Raw genomic sequence first — 18151 nt, 5'->3', positions numbered from 1 at the left:
CGGAAGCGTGGACTTCTCAAACGTGTCCTGAGTGTAGCGACCACGAGGAGACGGTTCGCCACGGAGATACGCTGACGTGTCCGTGTGGGTTCGAGGGGCATGCCGATCTCACGGCGTCGGAGACGTTCCTTCGAGAAAACAGCGATACGGAAGTCAGGCCGATGGCACGGCCCGTGCGATTCGAGTGGGACGACCACGACTGGTCGGGGAAACCACACCCTCACGACAGTCCCAAAGAAGCGCGCACGAACCCGCAAGTTGCCTCCGTGGGTCGGTAGCCGAATCCCCAACGGAGGAATCCTCGCGCTTTAGCGCGGGGAGGATGTCAATGTTGTGTCCGGCCCACACCATCAGTACTCTTGTGGTCGCAAATATAACGCAATAATCTGCGTGGGAGTAGAACTATTACTGTCGAGGCGGTACAACCACGTATGTCACCTTCAGACCCGCCCCACGACGCTGGCTGGATGGAGACCTGGAAAGAACACGCATCGGCGTTTGATCGAGTCAAGTCGGTGACGATGACGCTCTCGGAGCCCCGATCCGCACCGTGGATCGCAGAGCAAGCAGCCGTGTCCCCGAATACGGCACGAGATCACCTCCGCCGACTCGTTGACCTCGGTGTCGTGGCGGAAAGCGACGACAGTGGGACCCGGCACTACTATCCGGATCCACTGTACACTCGACTCCGCGATATTCGTGAATTACTTGAAGGGACGACGAAACAAGAACTCTCGGAGCAGGCCGCAGTATTAAAAGACGATATCGCGGCATGGAAAACAGAATACGATGCTGACACACCGGATACACTCCGGGAACGAGCGGCCGCAGAGCCTGTCTCTGCGGAGCGCGCGTATGAACTCACGCAGGCCGCAAGCGACTGGGAACTTGCCCGGTATCACCTCTCTCTCGTCCAAGATGCGATCACAAACTACGATACGTGGTCTGCTGACCAGTCGTCGCTCACCGTATGACTGATGAGTCGGGTGCGCCGGATATCCAGTCTCCACGTCACCAATCTGCTGATTCTCAGTCCCAGGCAGACGGTGTCCGTTCCGATGGCGGAACCACGTCAGGACGGGATCGACATCGTATCCTTCGCGAGTTGCGTGGCGAGTTGGCGCGACATCCCGCCGTGCTGTCGGTTACAGGTGAGCCACCGAGTGAATACCGAGAACTACAGGCTGCGCTTGATCCGTCTTGGTTCGGTCGTTCGGGATCGACTGCCTCCCTCCGACTCACGTGGCTTCCAGACCCGTCACCCGGGCCAGAGGACGCTGATCGCACGAGTGACACGTGGATGCGAACCCCGATTCAGGCATACTATACACTTCATTACAGCGAATCGTCTGGCTTCGATTGTGGCTTCCACTGTGAACCGAATCCCCACATCGACGGCCTGCTTCACTTTCAGGAACGAGAAGACGTGAATGAGCCATACACGTACGAACCAGTCTCATTCGACGCAGGTTCGGTGTCTGGACTTCTGTGGGAGATGTTAGACGCCCTCGCCGCTCGCCTCACTATGCGGGATGGTTCGTGATTCCTCCAGTGTTCGTTCTTACCCGAACTCGTAGTCGCTGTCGGCGGCCTTGACGTACTCGTCGTTGCCCGTTCGATCCGGCACGTAACACGGACCGTGATCCGCGATGTGGAAGACAGGGGCTTCGATGTCGAGACCGCTTCGACGGTGAACCAGAAGCGGGAGCCGGTCACGCAAGTCGTGGATGAACGGTTCCCGCCGTACGTGGAGCGTTCCACTCGGCGGCCGGCGTTCAGTCAGCGGTGGGAGTCGGCCTTTGTAGAGATCCTGTTCGGTGACGATCCGCACGTCGAGTAGTTGGGCTAACCGCCACGCACTCGCACTGACACGGCGCGCGACAGCGAGGACGGGCATTGCCCGCATGAGCGCGGCCCGCAGCGCGACTGCTTCGACGGCGTCCCGCTGAACCGGGACTTGGTGCCATTCTTTACACTCGACGACGAGAAAATCGTCAGGGTCACCACGGAGATCGTCTCGGCGGGCGATCACGTCGGTTTCGAGCCCGAAACAGTACTCGTTGCGGGCCGTCCTGTACCCCCACTGTTCGAGTGTCTCGGCGACCCGAGTCTCGAGCCAGCGACCGTTGGTTGGATCGTGGTCCGGATCCTCGCCGTCGGGGATTCCCACGATGTCAATTTCGTCCGTGAAATCGGCGCTGTCGTCACTCACCGGTTGGGTCCTCGAGCGTGTCTGCGGCGTCTGCCTGCTGGGCTGCCTGTTCGAGGGCTGTGGCGATCGTTTGGGATTCTGTCGGCGTGAGTACGGCGAAGGTGACCTCGCGGTCATCGCCGAAGCCGAGGAGGACACGCGATCCCTCCGTGATGTCGGTGCTGTCGGTGCTGACCTGAATACTTCCATCCGTCGCTGTCGGGCGATCACGTCTGATGGTGGTCTCCAGATCGAGTGTTTGGTCGCTCACTATTGGTCACCCCCAGTCGGGAGTCGTGTTTGTGGCGTTGCGACTGCTGTTGTCGGGTGTGTCGTCGGTGGCATGGTATTTGGGTGGTCTTGGGTGGCTGGGAGCTGGTGGGCGTGGCTGTTCGGCTGTCGGCTCTGGTTGGTGGTCGTCATTGGACGCGTGGTGTCATCGGTGTCTCCGGTGGGTTTGGTGGTGATCGAGAGTGGTGGATGTCTGTCCCACCTACCGCAATCGTCTCTCCCTGTGCGGTCGGGAGCCGGGCTGTTCGGCCCGGCGGGTGTGGTTGACTGCCGATACGTCACCAGCGGCGGCGCGGGCTGATCGCTGGTCGCCGGGAGCCACGCCGTTACTGGGGGTGTCTTCGGGTGTGGCGTCGGCTTCGTCGTGGTCCACCGGCGGTGGCCCCCTTGTTGGACGGGCGTGACACGGTCGAGACCGCGGACATCGCTGAGCCGTCGGTCATAGCTACTCGCGGAGATGCCTGCTTCCTCGATTAGCTCCGAGCGGCCGAGTGGGCCGTCGGCTCGCAGCAGGGTGGCGTACAGTTTGGTGGCTGTCGGTGTGAATTCGGGTCGGAAGTGCTCCGGTGGGAGGGTGGCCGCTGCGCGCTCGACCGCGGCCAGCGTCGGCGTTCGAGACTCGTTCAGCGCTCGCAGCAGGCTCACCACGACGTCGTACGGACACGCTTGGTGGGTGTCCGCCGGGCCGAACGAGCGCAGACAGAGCCGCACGAGTCGCTGGCGCTCGCGGGGTGTCCACTGGGCGTCGTGGGTCATCGCGATCTCGTCGATCACCCGCCGGATGGCGGGGTAGGTCGTCCCGTCGACGACCGGGATTTCGAGTGTCGGTGCGGCTTCGGTGCCGTCGGCGATCGCTTCCCGGACCGTTGTGAGTTCCCTCGTGAGGGTATCGGTGATCTCGTCGTGGAGCTCCGTGATCGTCGGGCCGGCAACCACCCACGACATGGTGAGCTCCATCGTCGCGTCGTGGTCCGTTTCGGCGGGGAGTCGCCGGCATAGCTTTGCGGGCCGGTCTTCGAACAGCATGCGATACCCTGAGTGAATCCCGTAGATGGACTGTTTGGGGGCGGTTTTGGCGAGGAATTCACAGAGGTCTTGGAGGTGGGTGGGGCTGCGTGCGAGGGCGTCGGTATCGGGCACTCTGAGCGTGGTCGTGAGATCGATGCCGGCTGCGTGATACAGCTGGGTTGCTGAAGCGATCAGGCCGTGGAGATCTTCGAAGAGGTTGGTGCGGGCCACGGTGTCGTCGCTGTCTGTGAGTTCGGCGACCTGTGCGAGGAGGCGGTCTCGAACCGTTGTGATTCGCTCGCGCCACGCTCCGTAGGTGGTTTCGGCGTCGCTGTACCAGCCGACCTGGTGGCCACGGCGGAGGATGCGGTCCGTGGGATACGTCTGGGTGTCGTCGTCGATCGCTTCGAATTCGTGACCGAGTCGTGATGAGGAGAGGATTTTCGAGAGGGCTTTCTCGCTCAGTAAGGCGCCCGCGAGACGTCCCAGGGTGGCTAAGGGGCCACCCCACTGGAGGACGACGTGGGTGTCATCGTTGGTGTGACTGAGGTATGTGACGCGGCCGTCGTCGAACGCGTGGAGCTGGTCGTCGACGAGCGTGATAGCATCGTCGTGGGCGACGGTGTTGACTCGCTCGTGGAGGTTGGTTGGGGCGTTTGCAGGACCAGTGAGCCACTGGACGTAGTCGGCGTCTGCGTCGGGGTCGCCGGTTGCTGCCACCCACTCGTCGGGAGTGGGTGGCTCTTCTCCTTCTCGGCGGGGCGACACTGTACTTGTAGATTGCTGAGGGGTCGCAGTAAGACGCCCATCGAGTCGGCGCTGATCCGGGTGGACGAGGTCGTTGTTGTCGTCGAGACACTGCTGGACGGCTAGCTCTCCGAGGTCGGTGAGTTGGACGGTGTTGTGCTGGCCACGGCGGTCGATCGTGACGAGGTCACGATTTTCGAGATCGAGGACATACCTGCTAACTGTGCCGTCGGCGACATCGATCGCGTGGTCGGTGGTGAGCTCCCGGTAGCTCCGGTCGTACTCTGTCTTGAGGTTCCCGAGGAGCCGGCGTTTCCCTGGCTCGGCGTCGAGATCACGGATGGCCTCCCACGCGGCTTCGACAGTTTGAGCGTGGTCAGTATGGGGGGACCGATCCCGGCTGGCAGTAAGATCGAGGTGACACTCGGTCCAGTTGGGATACCGCTTCGAGAGATGTCGGTGGACTCTGGGGGAGGCGACGAGTCTAACGTCGAATCCGTCGGCGAGGACGGCTATCGCCGCGAGTGCGCGGACGCCCGTGCGGCGGTCGGTGAGGCTGGTCCACGCGTCGCCGTCCAACAGGAGTGTGAGGGCACGTGGCTGATCGTCGAGTTCGCGATGGAGGGCGACCGGGCCTTTCGCGAGTGCGCCGAGGTCGGCGTTGACCGGACCGCGCCCCGTGCCGATGCTGGTGACTGTGTCGGTGAGGTCCGCGTGTCGCTGTTGGTGGTACGGACTGCGTGTACTGGTGGGTTCGTCTCGATAGGTGAGTGCGAGTGTCGTGATCGCGCGGGTGTACGCGACGGCTTCAGCGACGTCGTCGGTCCATGGGTTGTCTGTGTTCTGCCACGCTGGCAGGGTTTTGGCGAGGAGCTGGGAGCTCGTCCGCCACGGATCCGTGGTGGCGTGTTCGCGGATGGTCCGCTCGGTGTATGGCCTGAGTTTGGCGAGGAGCGCTGGTACCCACTCGGTCAGCCGGGGTGAGACTGCTGGACAGGTGATTCCCTCGGTGGAGATGTCCGTGCTGTGGCTAACGAGTCGGACCCCTCGCTTACGGGCCGCAGGCTGGCGTGTTCGCATAGCCGATCACCTGCTGGTGATGGGCTGGTGGATCAGATCGGCCAGCATTACTCTGACCCCTCGTGTGGGGAGCCACCATCGGAGCGGGCGTGTTCTCGCACAGCCGTGAGAAGTGGGGTTGGCTCCTGCCGTGCCGGCTGGGTTGGGTCTCGTGGTGTTGGGGCGTCTGGGTGGATCTGTGGCTCAGCGGTCGTCGTGGGACTCGTAACGACCGCAGTCGGATCATGAAGGACGTACGTTGTGGATTGCGTGTGGGTATTTGAACACGTCCCGATGTGGCCCGTGAGGACGTACTCGCGAACACCGCGGGTGAAGACGGTCGGGTGTTCGTGGGTATCCGATCCGCACATGACATAGCCGATCGCGTACGCGGGCTCGCCGGCCGCGCGGTAGGCGTAGGCGGTGATGTCGTCGCCTTCGTGGAGCGGTTGGCCGCAGACTTGACAGATCGGGTGGTCGGTGTCGAGTGAGATGCGCGTAAGTTGGGAGAGATCTACGGCTTGTGGATCGCTGGGGCGCGTCATTCGTGTTCTCCCGCAGCGTTGCGAGTGCCAGCTTCCCACGCTTGGCGCGCAGAGAGTGCGCGACGGCCCGACTCGGTCAGTCGGTACTCGGTCGTGTTGTGGGTTTGCTTGGTGACGAGGTCGCGTTCGATGAGCTCCTCGAGGGCGTCGCAGACTCGGGCTTGGTCGATTCCGTCGGTGTAGTAGTCGGTGAGTGCGTGGTAGAGTGGACCGCTCTCGCTGGGGCCAGTCTGAGAGAGTACCCAGAGCAGGTCGCGATGGGTGGCTGAGAGACCGGCAAGCGAGATATCGTCGTTCTCGCCGGAGCTAGACATTGTGGTCCTCCACGGTGTCTTCGTCGACGCTGCGTGTCGCAGCGCACGGTGTACAGAGTGGGCCGTCGAAGGTAGCGTCGTAGCCGTCGGCTGAGTTGGGACACAAACTACAGCCGGAGTTGTTACTGTTCGATCCGTCAGTCGTCTCGCAGGGCTTAAGCCCCGCAGTTGCCAGCATTAGCATGGTTCTGTGATCGCGCACAGAACCCGTCCCGGCCGGGTGCTACAACACCGCGGCCGGGGTTTCTACACTTTCTCATGAGCCGAGGGTTCGTCACTCGGGTTCCGTGAATAGACACATACGCTCTTGTCTTATCAATATTACGGAGTCTATCTAAATAGCTACAAACTATTAGGGGTGCGATCCGACCGTAATATAGACCTTGGAACAACAGAGTGCCCTATGAGATATGCGGGTAGTTGGATGACTGCGGCAGATGATCGTATCCTAGAGTATCTAACTGAACATAAATCCGGTTCTCCCACCAAAATGAAGCGAGAAGGCCCGATCCGATATTCACGCCAACAGGTGGATCGGAGATGTAAGAAATTAGCCGAAAAGGGATTAGTTGATCATCTTGGAAATGGTGTCTATGTGATTACTGACGACGGCGAGTTATATCTTGAAGGACGTTTGGACACTGAAGATTGGCAGTATATCGATGAAGAGACTGATGAGGATACTCACGATGGTTCTACTGGTGACGCTGTTACTGACAGCTGAGCGGCGACTTTCTGAATCGGCGTGAATTACTCCACGTCATCATATTTTACTTAACCAACAGCGGACTCCATCCGAGAGCGGTTGTTGGTTAAACAAGATTCGTGACTAACCCGAACCGGTACGTTTGTTTGCTGGCGTCGGGTACGAGTCGATAATGCGAATCCTCCAGGTCGCGCCGTGGATCTGTCCCGACACGAAGGGCAGGGGAGACTACCACGTCCACGCGATGTTGAGAGACCAGGCCGGAATGGATCACGACGTGACCGTGCTCACGACGCGTGCGGACGAGTCGTTGCCGAGGATCAAGTCACTCCAAGATCGAAACGACAGTAGTCTACAAGAATGACGGACGAATCCGATTCGATCCTCGTCGTAACGCAGTACTTCCCACCTGAGACGGGGGCCTCCCAGACGAGATGGGACGAACTGTCCAAGCGGTGGTCGGAGGAGGCATCTGTGACCGTGTTGACCTCTGCGCCGGACTATCCGGAAGGGGAGATCTATGATGGGTACGATAACCAGTGGTTGCGACACGAGAAGCGGGATGGCGTGGACGTATTCTATACGAAAACGATCACGTCGCCTAGTGGGAACCTCCTTCGTCGCAGCTTGAAGTTCGTCTGGTTCATGCTCATCTCGATGGTTGTTGGACTTCGACACGTTTCGCCGTCGGTCGTAATTGCGACGTCGCCGCAACCGCTCACGGGTATCTCTGCCTGGGTTATTGCGCGGGTTAAGCGAGCGACATTCGTGTTTGAGGTTCGCGACCTGTGGCCTGAATCTATCCTCGCAGTCAGCGACTTCGACAACAAGCTCGTGATCTGGTTGCTCGAGCGTACAGTGACGTTCCTCTATCAGCGTTCGGACCATCTCATCGTCGTATCGAAGGCATTCATCGAGCCCATCGTGGACTGTGGCGTCGATCGATCGAAGATCGCGTTCCATCCGAACGGAATCGACTTGGCGTTTTACGATGTCGAGGGAGACGGCTCGCCAGTTCTGAACGATCTCGACGACGAATTCACGATCTCGTACGTCGGAACGATCGGGCTGGCACACGGTCTGTCGATCGTGTTGGAGGCGGCTCCGGGACTTGACGACGTTCAGTTCGTGATCGTCGGTGATGGGGCCGAGCGTGACGTGTTGGAAGCACAAGCAGCCGATCTGGACAACGTGACGTTCACCGGCCGACGACCGAAAGAGGAGGTTCCCTACATCCTTCGCGAGTCGGACGTTGCTCTCGTCCATCTGAAGCCTCGCGATATATTCGAGACGGTGATCCCTTCGAAGCTCTTGGAGTCGATGGCGGCAGGACTTCCGGTGATCCTCGGCGTTCGAGGTGAGGCGAAACGCATCCTCATGGACGCCGACGCCGGGATCGCCATCGAGCCCGACAACAACGAGGAACTGGTCTCGGCAATCAGGCGACTCCGCGATGACCCTGAGGAGTGGAAAGCCTTCGCGGCGTCGGGACGCGAGTACGTCAACGCGTATTTCGACTGGGACTCTATCAGCGGGGAGTATCTCGAAACAATCACCGAACGTGGGGATCGTTTCGACGAGTAGCGAATACGAGCTTTTAAATTCGACCTCCGGATTTATCCATACAACAGATTCACACGATGTCCTCTACGCTCAGTTTCGTCTTGGGAACACGACCGGAGATAATCAAGCTCTCTCCTGTCATTCGTGCCTGCCAACGACGGGACGTGTCGTTCTCGATCGTCCACACTGGCCAGCACTACTCTGAGGAACTCGACTCGGTGTTCTTCGAGCAACTCGATCTCCCGACGCCAGATTACAACTTGGCGGTCGGATCGAGCAGCCACGGAGAGCAGACCGGGAAGATGATCGCCGAGGTCGAATCCGTCTTGGAATCGGAGCGTCCCAATGTCGTGATCGTTCAGGGAGATACCAACTCTGTCCTCGCTGGAACCATCGCAGCGACGAAGATGGAGGGCATCGAGGTCGGCCACGTGGAGGCAGGGCTCCGGAGCTTCGATCGGGACATGCCTGAGGAGATCAACCGGCGAGTATCCGATCACGCCGCCGATCACCTGTTCGCGCCGACCGACACCTCACGGGATCAGTTGCGTCAGGAGGGACTCCCCGACGAGTGGATCACCGTCACCGGCAACACGATCGTCGACGCGGTTCAACAGAACGTCGAGATCGCTCACGAACGTAGCAGCGTCCTGTCTGAGCTGAATCTCGACGAGCGGTTCGCGCTGTTGACTGCTCACCGAGCGGAGAACGTTGACGACAGGGAACGATTCGAGCGGTTGCTCGATAGTGTGGCGCAGGCTGCCGACGAGCACGATCTTTCGGTCGTGTATCCGATTCACCCCCGAGCGGAAAAGCAAATCTCTGAATTTGGGATCGATGTCCCTGATTCCATTCAGTTAGTGGACCCGCAGGACTTTCTCGATTTCCTCGTGTTGGAGGACGAGGCGACGATCGTGTTCACTGACTCGGGTGGTGTTCAAGAGGAAAGCTGTATCCTTCGGACGCCTTGTGTAACGCTACGCAACAATACGGAGCGACCCGAAACTGTTGATGTCGGAGCGAATTTAGTTGTGGGCGTGGATCCGGGCGACGTCGCTGACGGTGTCCACGAGATGCTGATGAAGAAACGAAACTGGGAGAACCCATTTGGGGACGGCACAGCCGCTGACCGGATCCTCGATACGCTTGAATACGAATGACTGAGACAGACCCACGCATCTGTGTCCACGGGCTTGGATACGTCGGCCTTCCAACGGCCGCAGTCCTCGCAAACTCCGGCTACGAAGTGTACGGGTTCGATGCTGACCCGGCACACCGGTCTGATCTCAAGCAGGGTTCCTTCGATATCGAGGAGCCAGATCTTGACCGGTTCGTGAGGCGCGCGCTTGAGGACGGGTTGACAATTGTCTCAGAACCGCAGGACGCGGAGTTTCATATCATCTGCGTCCCGACGCCGTATGACAAGAATCTCGACCGCACGGACCTTTCCTACGTTGAGGCGGCTGGTGAGGCGGTCGCGGAACAGCTTCGGGAGGATGATACGGTGATCCTCTCGTCTACAGTCCCGCCTGGGACGACCGCGGGTCGATTGCGGGATGTGATCGAGGCATCGGGATTCTCCGCGAGCGAGGAAATTACTCTCGGATACAGTCCAGAGACGGTACTTCCCGGAAATACTCTCACAGAGCTACGGGAGAACGACCGGATCATCGGCACGGTTGGGGGACAGCCGACCGACCGGATCGTCGCGCTGTACGACTCGTTCGTCTCCGGCGACATCAGGACGGCCGACGCCACGACGGCAGAGTTCGTGAAACTGATCCAGAATGCCTACCGGGACACGAACATCGCGTTCGCGAACGAAATCGCGAAGCTGGCTCACGAGTTTGAGATCGACTCACGGGGAGCGATCGCGATGGCTAATAAACACCCGCGAGTGGAGATCCTGCGTCCGGGTCCGGGCGTCGGCGGTCACTGTATTCCGATCGATCCGTTGTTCTTGAATCACAACAACGACATCCCGATGCTGATCGAGACGGCTCGCCGGGTCAACGACGGGATGCCGGAGTTCGTGATCGAACTGCTCTCGGCGGCACTCGGTGACCTAGAAGGAGTGAAGGTGGCGCTACTTGGCGTCGCCTACAAGGGCGGGGTGTCCGACGTTCGAGAAACCCCGTCGTTCGTGATCGCCGAGGGGTTGTTGGAGAGAGGTATCGACGAACTTCGATTGACGGACCCGTACGTGGACAGCGATGACATCGACTACGAACTCTCGTCGGTTGAGGAGTGCCTCGATAAGGTCGATGCCGCCGTACTGGCGACGGACCACCCCGAATACGGCGCACTCTCTCCGAAGATGTTCGTCAATCACATGCGCGGTAACGTGATCGTCGACACGCGGGCTATGTTGGATGAAGATCGGTGGGAAACAGCTGGGTTCGACATGTATCAAGTGTAGTTGGTGTACGATGACGGATTACTTGACGCTCACCGGGACCGCACTCAACAAACAACCGAGACAGCTTTTCGGAATCGCGACTCGCACGATCAAATCTGCGGTTTTCCCTCGATTGCCAGTTGATGTTGATCGCCGATATGAGAAATCTATCCCTGACGAGTTCACAGTTTGTTCTGAAGCGATACGAAAGAATACGATCCGGATCCAAGAGAGTACTTCTGACAAGCGTGAAAGTTTTCAAAGACAGATGGAAGCAACCATCGGTGGTGATATTTCGTTTCTCAATAAAACGATCTCATTCGAAGATGGACGGTCTATATCGGTAGACGCACCTGCGGTGTTAGACCAATCATCTCACTGGCAACTCAAGTGCTGGGGATTCGAACATCTCAAGCCGATCTGGTTGTCCTCTTATCATCCCTCTGAGATTCCTAATAGCGATTTCGGAGTTCATCAAGCATGGCTCGATGATTGGATGGGTGACCACCCTATTGCATCTGACACCCGCTATCTGCGTCGATACTGGATGCCACACTCTGTCTCTCTCCGAATACTGAACTGGACTCGATACGTCACTCTGTTTGAAGAACACCTTGACGAGGAGTTTCGAGAGAAGATCAACCGGTTCATTCATAAGAACGCACAGTTCCTTGCTGATAATGTCGAATATGGTGTGGGAGGGAATCATCTTATCGAGAACGCTGCGGGTCTTGTTGTGGCAGGAACCTACTTTCAGGAGAAAACGTGGCGACAACTCGGTGTCCGGATATTTGAACAGACTGCTAAGAACCAGTTCTTCGAAGACGGAGGGCATATTGAACGCAGCCCGATGTATCACTTGATAGTCTGCCAGCGATTTCTGACTGCTGTAGATCTGTTAGAACAGTTAAATGAGGGCTCTCGAATTATTCGAGAAACGGCGGCAGATGGTGTTCGATTTGTGGAACACCTCCAACCACCAGATAACCAGATCCCACTACTGAATGACTCTGTATTTGATGAAGCGCTTCCACTTTCATCGATCCTACAGTATGCCCGATCGATCCCTGTTTTAGATCTAGTTCAAAAACGGGCAGGTAACCACCTATTCTCTTCACTAACTGATTCCGGGTATTATTGGCTCGGAACCGATGATGACCGGATGCTCGTTGCTGGACACGAAGTGGCGATCCCACATCTCCCTGGCCATGCTCATATTCATCCGGGACAGGTCTGTTTATGGATCGGTAACCAGCGAGTCCTTACCGATACAGGCGTGTTTGAATATTCTGCTGGGCCTCATCGCCAGCGTGCTCGCAGTATCCAGAGTCACAACACTGTCCAAGTCGATGAGCAAGAGCCAATTCGGATGGCATCGTCTTTCTGGATGTGGGGAACCGTCGATCCGAGGGTTTCGTTTAACGAGGCAACGAATCACTTCGAGATCGCGTATTCAGTTAACACGGTTGGCTGTCCTCGATATCATCACTACCGTGATATTAGATTGAGCCAAAACACTTGGATTGTTACTGATCGTATCGATACTGATCGATCTCCAGTTCGAAGCCGATTACATCTCCATCCAGATCTAAGTGTGAAAACGGAGAACAATCAATTCCGTATATTGGATTCAAGTGGTAGTCAGCTCCTTTCGATTACACCAACTGGACACGATCACATCTCCGTCGTTGACGCACTCTATTATCCAAGATATGGTCAGGAAATCACGAGAGACGCACTCGTGATGGTTGGTTCTGAGGGATCTGAACTCACTTGGAAGATTCACACTGACCGGCGTGACTAGTCTAGTACCTCTCTCATACTGTGTTCTAGCTTGTTAGTCATCTCCGTTGTTCGCTCATCTATATTTTCAAGAATTCGCTTTCTAAGGACGTTCCTCTGTTCTAGGGCAGATAAAGTAAGATCATGTAGAGTATTCACACTTATCTCGTCCCATGATTTGGCGTACGCGGATATGTCTAGTGCCTCCCACGTCCCCGGTATCTTTGGTCCCCACTCCTCTCGATACACTCCGATCGTCGGTGTACCTTGTGTTAATCCAAAAATCCCCGCATGTAATCGCATAGTTACCAGTAGATCACATTTCGCATAGAACGAACACAATTCATCTTGGTCGAATGATTCGAATATGTCAACTCCTGTTGACTGTAAAAAGGACATATTGTTGTTGACCCATTCTTTCTCGGAGTTCGTTTGTACGACGATCGAAACCGAATCCCCATCGTCAACGACTGTTTGTATGTACCGTTTTAGACTAGTTTCTACGGAACTGAGATCCGTGTTCTGTATATTGCCGGTGTCTCCGAGTTCAGAAAATCGGGGTACGACTGCGATATGATTTCCTTTCGCGCTGTCTTCACTGCTCTTCTCGTACTGACGACAGCCGACAAACCCGATGTCCAACCCTCTGTGTACCGGTGTTGAGATCGACGCTTTTTGTTTCAAATATTCATATGTTCGATCATCTCTTGTCCAAATAAATTCGGCTCCATTCAATACAGATGTGAGTATCGGTTCATACGGACCTTCAAGATTGAATATCGTTTGAGGTAAGAGAGCATACGGTGTCTTATTGCGTCGAGCCACCACTAATGGATACATGATCGCTAGAACGTACGGGAGGAATCCTCTGTGTGGACTGTGGTGGATCAGGTTTCCTCCATTGAACAATAGCAATTCGGAATCCTGGATTGAGGAAGCCATTTCGGATCCGAAGCGGTCATCAATGTCATCTAGTCTGAGTATATCAGATGTATATCTCAGACTATCACCTGACAACGCAGATATTTTCTCTACTCTCGATTGGTTTTTTGGATTATAATGGATCGGGCCTCCCAATAAATCGAATTCGTATCCTCTTTCGGCCAATCGATCTCTCGTCTCTCGTATTTCTGGCTGATTTGGAGCATATCGAGAAATAATTTCTATCTTTGAATCTCGGAAGCTTTGATCTAAAAAATCTAAGAAACCATAATTAATAGCCATATCGCCCGCATTTCGGCAGCCATAGCCCCAAGCAAGCGATATCGAACTCATGATTGTGCTGGCAATCTCTACAAAATTAAAAGCATTGATCGAATCAGTTCGAGATCGCGGTCAGAATGAACCAATTAATCCAGACAAAATCTCCTGAGATAATACGTAAGCAGCCATGTCTTCAATTCCCTTTGCTTCCTCTTAACGGATACCATTATATAGCTACACTATTCAGAAACAACAATGACGGCTCAAGTTCTCGAATATTATGCGCACAATGCCGATCCAAATACACTAGAAAAAGCAACCCATTACAAATATGAACTGGAGATATTAGAGCAGCTATCGAACGAATTAGGATATCAATTAAAAATAAGTACGACTCCAACTGATTTGTCTCTCACTTCTGATTTATACTTCGTACGATGGGCTACCTCGGGTATCTTTCCTATACTCGCTTCCAAGATCGCCCGATCTCCTTCGATTCTGTTTACGGGTGGATCCGAGGTAGTTCTACGATCTGACAATGAGATCGATAACTACTATCTTGAGAAACCAAAATGGAAACAGTCGCTAACCCGCCTCAGCCTCCAATTAGCAACTCAAACGTTCGTTACCTCTGAGTACTTGGCATCAGATGTCGAAGAAATAGCTGGGATAAGGCCTGATGTACTACACCATTTTATAGATACAGAAAAATTTTCGCCTGGGGTTCCTACATCATTGCCATCGTCAGTTGAGCAAGAAGACTACGTGATCACGATCTCCTCACTCAATGACAACCATATAAAAAGAAAGAGACTCGAGTTTCTACTGGAAGTTATCGCAAATTCGGATGTAGTCTCGAATATTGTCATGTTAGGGATCGATCGAGGTGGATATAATAGGTTGGTCCGTAAGACTGAGGAATTGGACATTACTGATCAAGTACATTTTATGTTAAACGCGGAAATTGATGATAAAATAGACGCTCTTCGAGGGGCACGAGCAGCAGTCCTTCCAACGCTTCATGAAGGATTTGGAATGGCGATTCTCGAGGCACTCAGCTGTGGGACTCCGATAATAACTACCCCAAACGGGTCAGTTCCAGAAGTTTGTGGAGATACGGTGGCGTATACTTCTGCTACGGATATAAATGAATTTCAGGATACGATGGATTCAGTATGGAAGGATCAAGAACGACGCAATGAATATTCCATACAGAGTCGAAAGCGTTCCGTAGATCTATTCTCATTATCTCAAGGATTCACACAATACGAAAGTATTATTTCAGATTATTTACTAAACAATCATTGAAATAGTTAGTATTACTCTGAATATTCCGGGTTGTATTCAGCTGGTGAATTAACAGTTGATATTGCTTTATATGTCTGAGCTCTAGTCTGATTATGCTCAAACAGACCCTAATTTGTAGAATACCAAAGGGTATATATCTATAACTGCTCCACTATTATAACGATGAAACAGAATGACTCTGAAGGTATTGTTTATATTGCTACTGGTGATAAGTATATTAATGAAGCAAAGAAATCTGCCGAAAGCGTTTTGAAACATAATAATGTAGATATTACTCTCATATCTGATAAAAAAATCAGCAATAATGTTTTTGACGAATGTAGGGTTATTGACAATCCAAAATATAATATGGGCGATTCTGTATTATCTCCATCACAATTACCATACAATAAAACCATATTTCTAGATACAGATACATATGTAACATCTCCTATAACAGATCTGTTTGATTCAATAGAACAATTTGACCTTGGTTGTTCTTTTAATATTGGAACTGGTATCCCCTACAAAGACATTAAAAAAATTGATTCTAACGTGTGTTCTGAAAAATCTAACTCTGTTCCAGAATCTTTTTGTGAATTTAATACTGGTGTTCTTGTTTTTAGAAAATCAACCAAAATATGTGATTTTTTAACCAAGTGGAATAAACTATATGAAAAACAGGACGAATTTGAAAGAAACCAACCATCTTTTAGAAAGGCTTTATTTGAGAGTGACATCCAACTTCTTCCCTTACCAAGAGAATATAATTACCGATTACCAAAAATTGCAGAAGTTCATGATAAGGTTAAAATTATTCACGGACGTCACCCTGTAGGATACGACAAGATAGATGACTGTATTAATAGCAAATTAGAGAGTCGAGTAATATCGAGAACGGACTGGCCACTTGACATCACTAGCATCAATGATATCTCCATAAAATTCATGATTTTGTATATACTTAATTCGGGGGACATTTATAATATGGCAGATCTGATCAAGACAAAATGGAATAATTACTCACTATCAGAGATCATCAATCGTATCTCGTTATAGATCCTATTCAAAGATACAATCCATATTTAGTAATACATAATTGTATTTGAGTTGCGTTGAGTTAGAAGATGAAGCGGACGAGTTCTAAGCGTCTATGGCAGGATTTGACCCACTCAGCGATAGTATCGCATGGATCAAGTTGTTGTTTGTAGAGGAGATCGAACGCTGCGCAGGTCGATTAAAATAGGGTTCTGTTGTCACTTGGCCGCTATGCTACTACGCGAGGCAACTTCATTTTTCGAGGTATACGAAATTGATCGGAGTGCTCTGTTGAATCCGCAGAAGGCGGCGGGATAGCGTCGCTCTGAAGGTAGTAGCGAAGCGGAAGAGTCGAATGTGACTAACCTACTCTTCTACTTTTAAGCAAGCCGCGTCGCTGGCTCAAAAGCGCTGTGCCGCCAGTCCAACGGCGGTGAGTGATCCGACTGGCCACGGATTTCCCGGATGGAAGCATGTGACGCTCCACTTTTTGCGGGTCCACATGGATGCGACGTACCGCGAAATCGTGGACTGGGCGAGTGAGATGGATCGCGTTCGTGGTCTGTTACAGCTGGGGCGGACGGCATTTCCCGCACCCTCAACGCTGTACCGGTCGTTCGAGAGGGTGCCCATGTCGGTGTGGCGCGGCTTCCTTCGTGAGCCCGCGAACATCTGCGATCCGGGCTCGCACGGTGCCATCGATACCACGTTCTTCGACCGCGAACGTCATCGAGACACTACCAACACCTCTCGGATCGCCACATACGCACGCTGAAAACGACGGCCCTAGTTGATACAGACTCGTGTACCGTCCTCGATATTTACTGCTCGGCACACCGGCCTCACGACACGCAAACTGGCCGTCGAGTCGCTCTTCGTAACACTAAGAAAATAGAAAGTATCGCCGGCGACAAAGGCTATGACGACCAATCGTTCCGGGACGCCCTCCGTTCGGTCCTTGCTGCGTCATCGGCTGTTTGCTGCGTACGATCACGCACACAACGCCCGGCTGGACAGCGAATTATACGGCCAGCGCTGGATGGCCGAGACCGCCTTTTCGGCCATCAAGCGTCAGTTCGGCCCCGCTGTTCACTCTCGCGCATGGTACCGCGAGTTCCGTGAGCTGGTGTTGACCGCCGCAGTCTACAACCTCGAACAAGTATTCAAACAGTGACCTCGACACCGTCATCGGATTCAACAAAGCAGATCGGAGTCACATCGCTATTCACAACTGGGTTCATAAAGCTGACTTACCGTCAAGATAGGTTGTCTCTAAGGACCAACTTGCGGTTGTAGAAAAATCCGTAATCATGGACAGAAGTTACAGATTTAGGGTGCGCAGTTGATCCGTATTCGAACAAAATCTTTCACGTGAATTTCTATCCGATCGTAAATAAACAGACGACACGATGGTTTTTGATCGAGCTACACCAGCGCTATGAACTGAATACCGTAGAATTTCTCGTCGATGACGCAGATATATCGGATCTGTTCTCCCTGAGGATGGCTATCGATTTCGAGTGATCTATCATAGAAATCGGAATTACATCGAACGTATTTTTTAGAAATGAAATGACGAATATTATCTTTCGCGAATCGTTTCAGCAATGTCGCGTTAGAGATAACTCAAGACTGGCTCGAATCCCTCGCGATCTACCACAGTTCACGCCAAAGTTAACTCAACGTCTATTTGATATAAGGCACTGTTGAAGCATTTTATAGTTTGATTACAGAATTTCTAATATTATATTATAACGGAAGATAATGATAAAATGGAGCGGCGGTAGCGTAAATAGAGATATCCATCTGTGGTGTAAAATGACTGTCGCTTAGTACAACTATCGCTTAAACTCTTAGTAATAAATTGAGAGATCTTCAGCGATTTCTCTACCTAGGGCGCCGTCGACCCAATCACATTCTGGCTTACAGCTCTACCAGTTTTATAGCGCCGCAACTCTAACTAATATACTTACTTATTCATGATATTTGTTGTGTTCAATTGATGTATTTTAGTTTTTG

General features: G+C 53.5%; 14 protein-coding genes and 3 pseudogenes. 12 read left to right on the top strand and 5 right to left on the bottom strand.

The features are described 5' to 3' along the window. Both F3H13_RS02805 and F3H13_RS16080 read left to right on the top strand, forming a co-directional pair. On the top strand, nucleotides 1-278 hold a 278-nt coding region (locus F3H13_RS02805; protein WP_149797516.1), incomplete at its 5' end, for a zinc ribbon domain-containing protein. Between the two features lie 153 nt (nucleotides 279-431). Beyond that, nucleotides 432-974 carry a winged helix-turn-helix domain-containing protein gene (locus F3H13_RS16080; RefSeq protein WP_188127982.1) on the top strand — a complete coding sequence of 181 codons (543 nt, stop codon included), beginning with the start codon at nucleotides 432-434 and terminating at the stop codon, nucleotides 972-974. A gap of 587 nt (nucleotides 975-1561) precedes the next feature. On the opposite strand, the gene F3H13_RS16075 is transcribed toward F3H13_RS16080, so the two are convergent. The 4 genes from F3H13_RS16075 to F3H13_RS02770 form a co-directional block, all read right to left on the bottom strand. Beyond that, nucleotides 1562-2212 (bottom strand): restriction endonuclease, encoded by a 651-nt coding sequence (locus tag F3H13_RS16075; protein WP_188127981.1) that lies wholly within the window; start codon nucleotides 2210-2212, stop codon nucleotides 1562-1564. Then, nucleotides 2205-2462: a hypothetical protein gene (locus F3H13_RS02785; protein WP_149797514.1), complete on the bottom strand. Its 258-nt coding sequence runs from the start codon at nucleotides 2460-2462 to the stop codon at nucleotides 2205-2207. Before F3H13_RS02785 ends, F3H13_RS16075 begins: the two co-directional genes overlap by 8 nt. Beyond that, the gene (locus F3H13_RS02780; protein ID WP_149797513.1) at nucleotides 2462-5317 is read right to left on the bottom strand and encodes an ArsR/SmtB family transcription factor; all 2856 of its coding nucleotides are present in this window, start codon (nucleotides 5315-5317) and stop codon (nucleotides 2462-2464) included. The genes F3H13_RS02785 and F3H13_RS02780 overlap by 1 nt, the downstream gene beginning before the upstream one ends. Before the next feature lie 520 nt (nucleotides 5318-5837). Next, nucleotides 5838-6155: a PadR family transcriptional regulator gene (locus F3H13_RS02770; RefSeq protein ID WP_149797511.1), complete on the bottom strand. Its 318-nt coding sequence runs from the start codon at nucleotides 6153-6155 to the stop codon at nucleotides 5838-5840. 403 nt (nucleotides 6156-6558) lie between these two features. Here F3H13_RS02770 and F3H13_RS02765 point away from each other — a divergent pair, with 403 nt between their 5' ends. From F3H13_RS02765 to F3H13_RS02740, 6 genes and pseudogenes are all read left to right on the top strand, one after another. Continuing rightward, on the top strand, nucleotides 6559-6879 hold the full coding sequence (locus F3H13_RS02765; protein ID WP_149797510.1) for a MarR family transcriptional regulator: 321 nt from the start codon (nucleotides 6559-6561) through the stop codon (nucleotides 6877-6879). 154 nt (nucleotides 6880-7033) lie between these two features. Beyond that, nucleotides 7034-7186 (top strand): annotated as a pseudogene (locus F3H13_RS02760) (glycosyltransferase family 1 protein); the annotation flags it as partial. 35 nt (nucleotides 7187-7221) lie between these two features. Continuing rightward, complete coding sequence (locus tag F3H13_RS02755) at nucleotides 7222-8445, top strand: glycosyltransferase family 4 protein (protein ID WP_149797509.1); 1224 nt, start codon at nucleotides 7222-7224, stop codon at nucleotides 8443-8445. Nucleotides 8446-8501: 56 nt separating this feature from the next. Further along, complete coding sequence (wecB, locus tag F3H13_RS02750) at nucleotides 8502-9584, top strand: non-hydrolyzing UDP-N-acetylglucosamine 2-epimerase (RefSeq protein WP_149797508.1); 1083 nt, start codon at nucleotides 8502-8504, stop codon at nucleotides 9582-9584. Next, complete coding sequence (locus tag F3H13_RS02745) at nucleotides 9581-10843, top strand: nucleotide sugar dehydrogenase (RefSeq protein WP_149797507.1); 1263 nt, start codon at nucleotides 9581-9583, stop codon at nucleotides 10841-10843. Before wecB ends, F3H13_RS02745 begins: the two co-directional genes overlap by 4 nt. Before the next feature lie 247 nt (nucleotides 10844-11090). After that, nucleotides 11091-12626: an alginate lyase family protein gene (locus F3H13_RS02740; RefSeq protein ID WP_188127980.1), complete on the top strand. Its 1536-nt coding sequence runs from the start codon at nucleotides 11091-11093 to the stop codon at nucleotides 12624-12626. Here F3H13_RS02740 and F3H13_RS02735 read toward each other — a convergent pair. Beyond that, entirely contained in the window at nucleotides 12623-13879 is a 1257-nt protein-coding gene (locus tag F3H13_RS02735; protein ID WP_149797505.1) for a polysaccharide pyruvyl transferase family protein, read from the bottom strand. The two genes, F3H13_RS02740 and F3H13_RS02735, sit on opposite strands and share 4 nt — an antisense overlap. Before the next feature lie 183 nt (nucleotides 13880-14062). On the opposite strand from F3H13_RS02735, the gene F3H13_RS02730 reads away from it, so the two are divergent. The 4 genes and pseudogenes from F3H13_RS02730 to F3H13_RS16695 form a co-directional block, all read left to right on the top strand. After that, nucleotides 14063-15115: a glycosyltransferase family 4 protein gene (locus F3H13_RS02730; protein ID WP_149797504.1), complete on the top strand. Its 1053-nt coding sequence runs from the start codon at nucleotides 14063-14065 to the stop codon at nucleotides 15113-15115. 162 nt (nucleotides 15116-15277) lie between these two features. Next, nucleotides 15278-16153 carry a glycosyltransferase gene (locus tag F3H13_RS02725; RefSeq protein WP_149797503.1) on the top strand — a complete coding sequence of 292 codons (876 nt, stop codon included), beginning with the start codon at nucleotides 15278-15280 and terminating at the stop codon, nucleotides 16151-16153. 376 nt (nucleotides 16154-16529) lie between these two features. Further along, nucleotides 16530-17306 (top strand): annotated as a pseudogene (locus tag F3H13_RS02720) (IS5 family transposase). 31 nt (nucleotides 17307-17337) lie between these two features. Continuing rightward, nucleotides 17338-17810: pseudogene (locus F3H13_RS16695) on the top strand (IS6 family transposase); the annotation flags it as partial. Nucleotides 17811-18151: the final 341 nt, after the last annotated feature.

The organism is Halorubrum xinjiangense (assembly GCF_900102375.1).
Taxonomy (GTDB): Archaea; Halobacteriota; Halobacteria; order Halobacteriales; family Haloferacaceae; genus Halorubrum; species Halorubrum xinjiangense.
This window is presented reverse-complemented; position numbering and strand designations above follow the sequence as displayed.

What these genes read in the sequence shown, in the direction of transcription:
- F3H13_RS16080 (WP_188127982.1), top strand. Translation starts at nt 432, where the DNA reads ATGTCACCTTCAGACCCGCCCCACGACGCTGGCTGGATGGAGACCTGG.
- F3H13_RS02780 (WP_149797513.1), bottom strand. Translation starts at nt 5,317, where the DNA reads ATGCGAACACGCCAGCCTGCGGCCCGTAAGCGAGGGGTCCGACTCGTT.
- F3H13_RS02770 (WP_149797511.1), bottom strand. Translation starts at nt 6,155, where the DNA reads ATGTCTAGCTCCGGCGAGAACGACGATATCTCGCTTGCCGGTCTCTCA.
- F3H13_RS02765 (WP_149797510.1), top strand. Translation starts at nt 6,559, where the DNA reads ATGAGATATGCGGGTAGTTGGATGACTGCGGCAGATGATCGTATCCTA.
- F3H13_RS02755 (WP_149797509.1), top strand. Translation starts at nt 7,222, where the DNA reads ATGACGGACGAATCCGATTCGATCCTCGTCGTAACGCAGTACTTCCCA.
- wecB (WP_149797508.1), top strand. Translation starts at nt 8,502, where the DNA reads ATGTCCTCTACGCTCAGTTTCGTCTTGGGAACACGACCGGAGATAATC.
- F3H13_RS02745 (WP_149797507.1), top strand. Translation starts at nt 9,581, where the DNA reads ATGACTGAGACAGACCCACGCATCTGTGTCCACGGGCTTGGATACGTC.
- F3H13_RS02740 (WP_188127980.1), top strand. Translation starts at nt 11,091, where the DNA reads ATGGAAGCAACCATCGGTGGTGATATTTCGTTTCTCAATAAAACGATC.
- F3H13_RS02735 (WP_149797505.1), bottom strand. Translation starts at nt 13,879, where the DNA reads ATGAGTTCGATATCGCTTGCTTGGGGCTATGGCTGCCGAAATGCGGGC.
- F3H13_RS02730 (WP_149797504.1), top strand. Translation starts at nt 14,063, where the DNA reads ATGACGGCTCAAGTTCTCGAATATTATGCGCACAATGCCGATCCAAAT.
- F3H13_RS02725 (WP_149797503.1), top strand. Translation starts at nt 15,278, where the DNA reads ATGAAACAGAATGACTCTGAAGGTATTGTTTATATTGCTACTGGTGAT.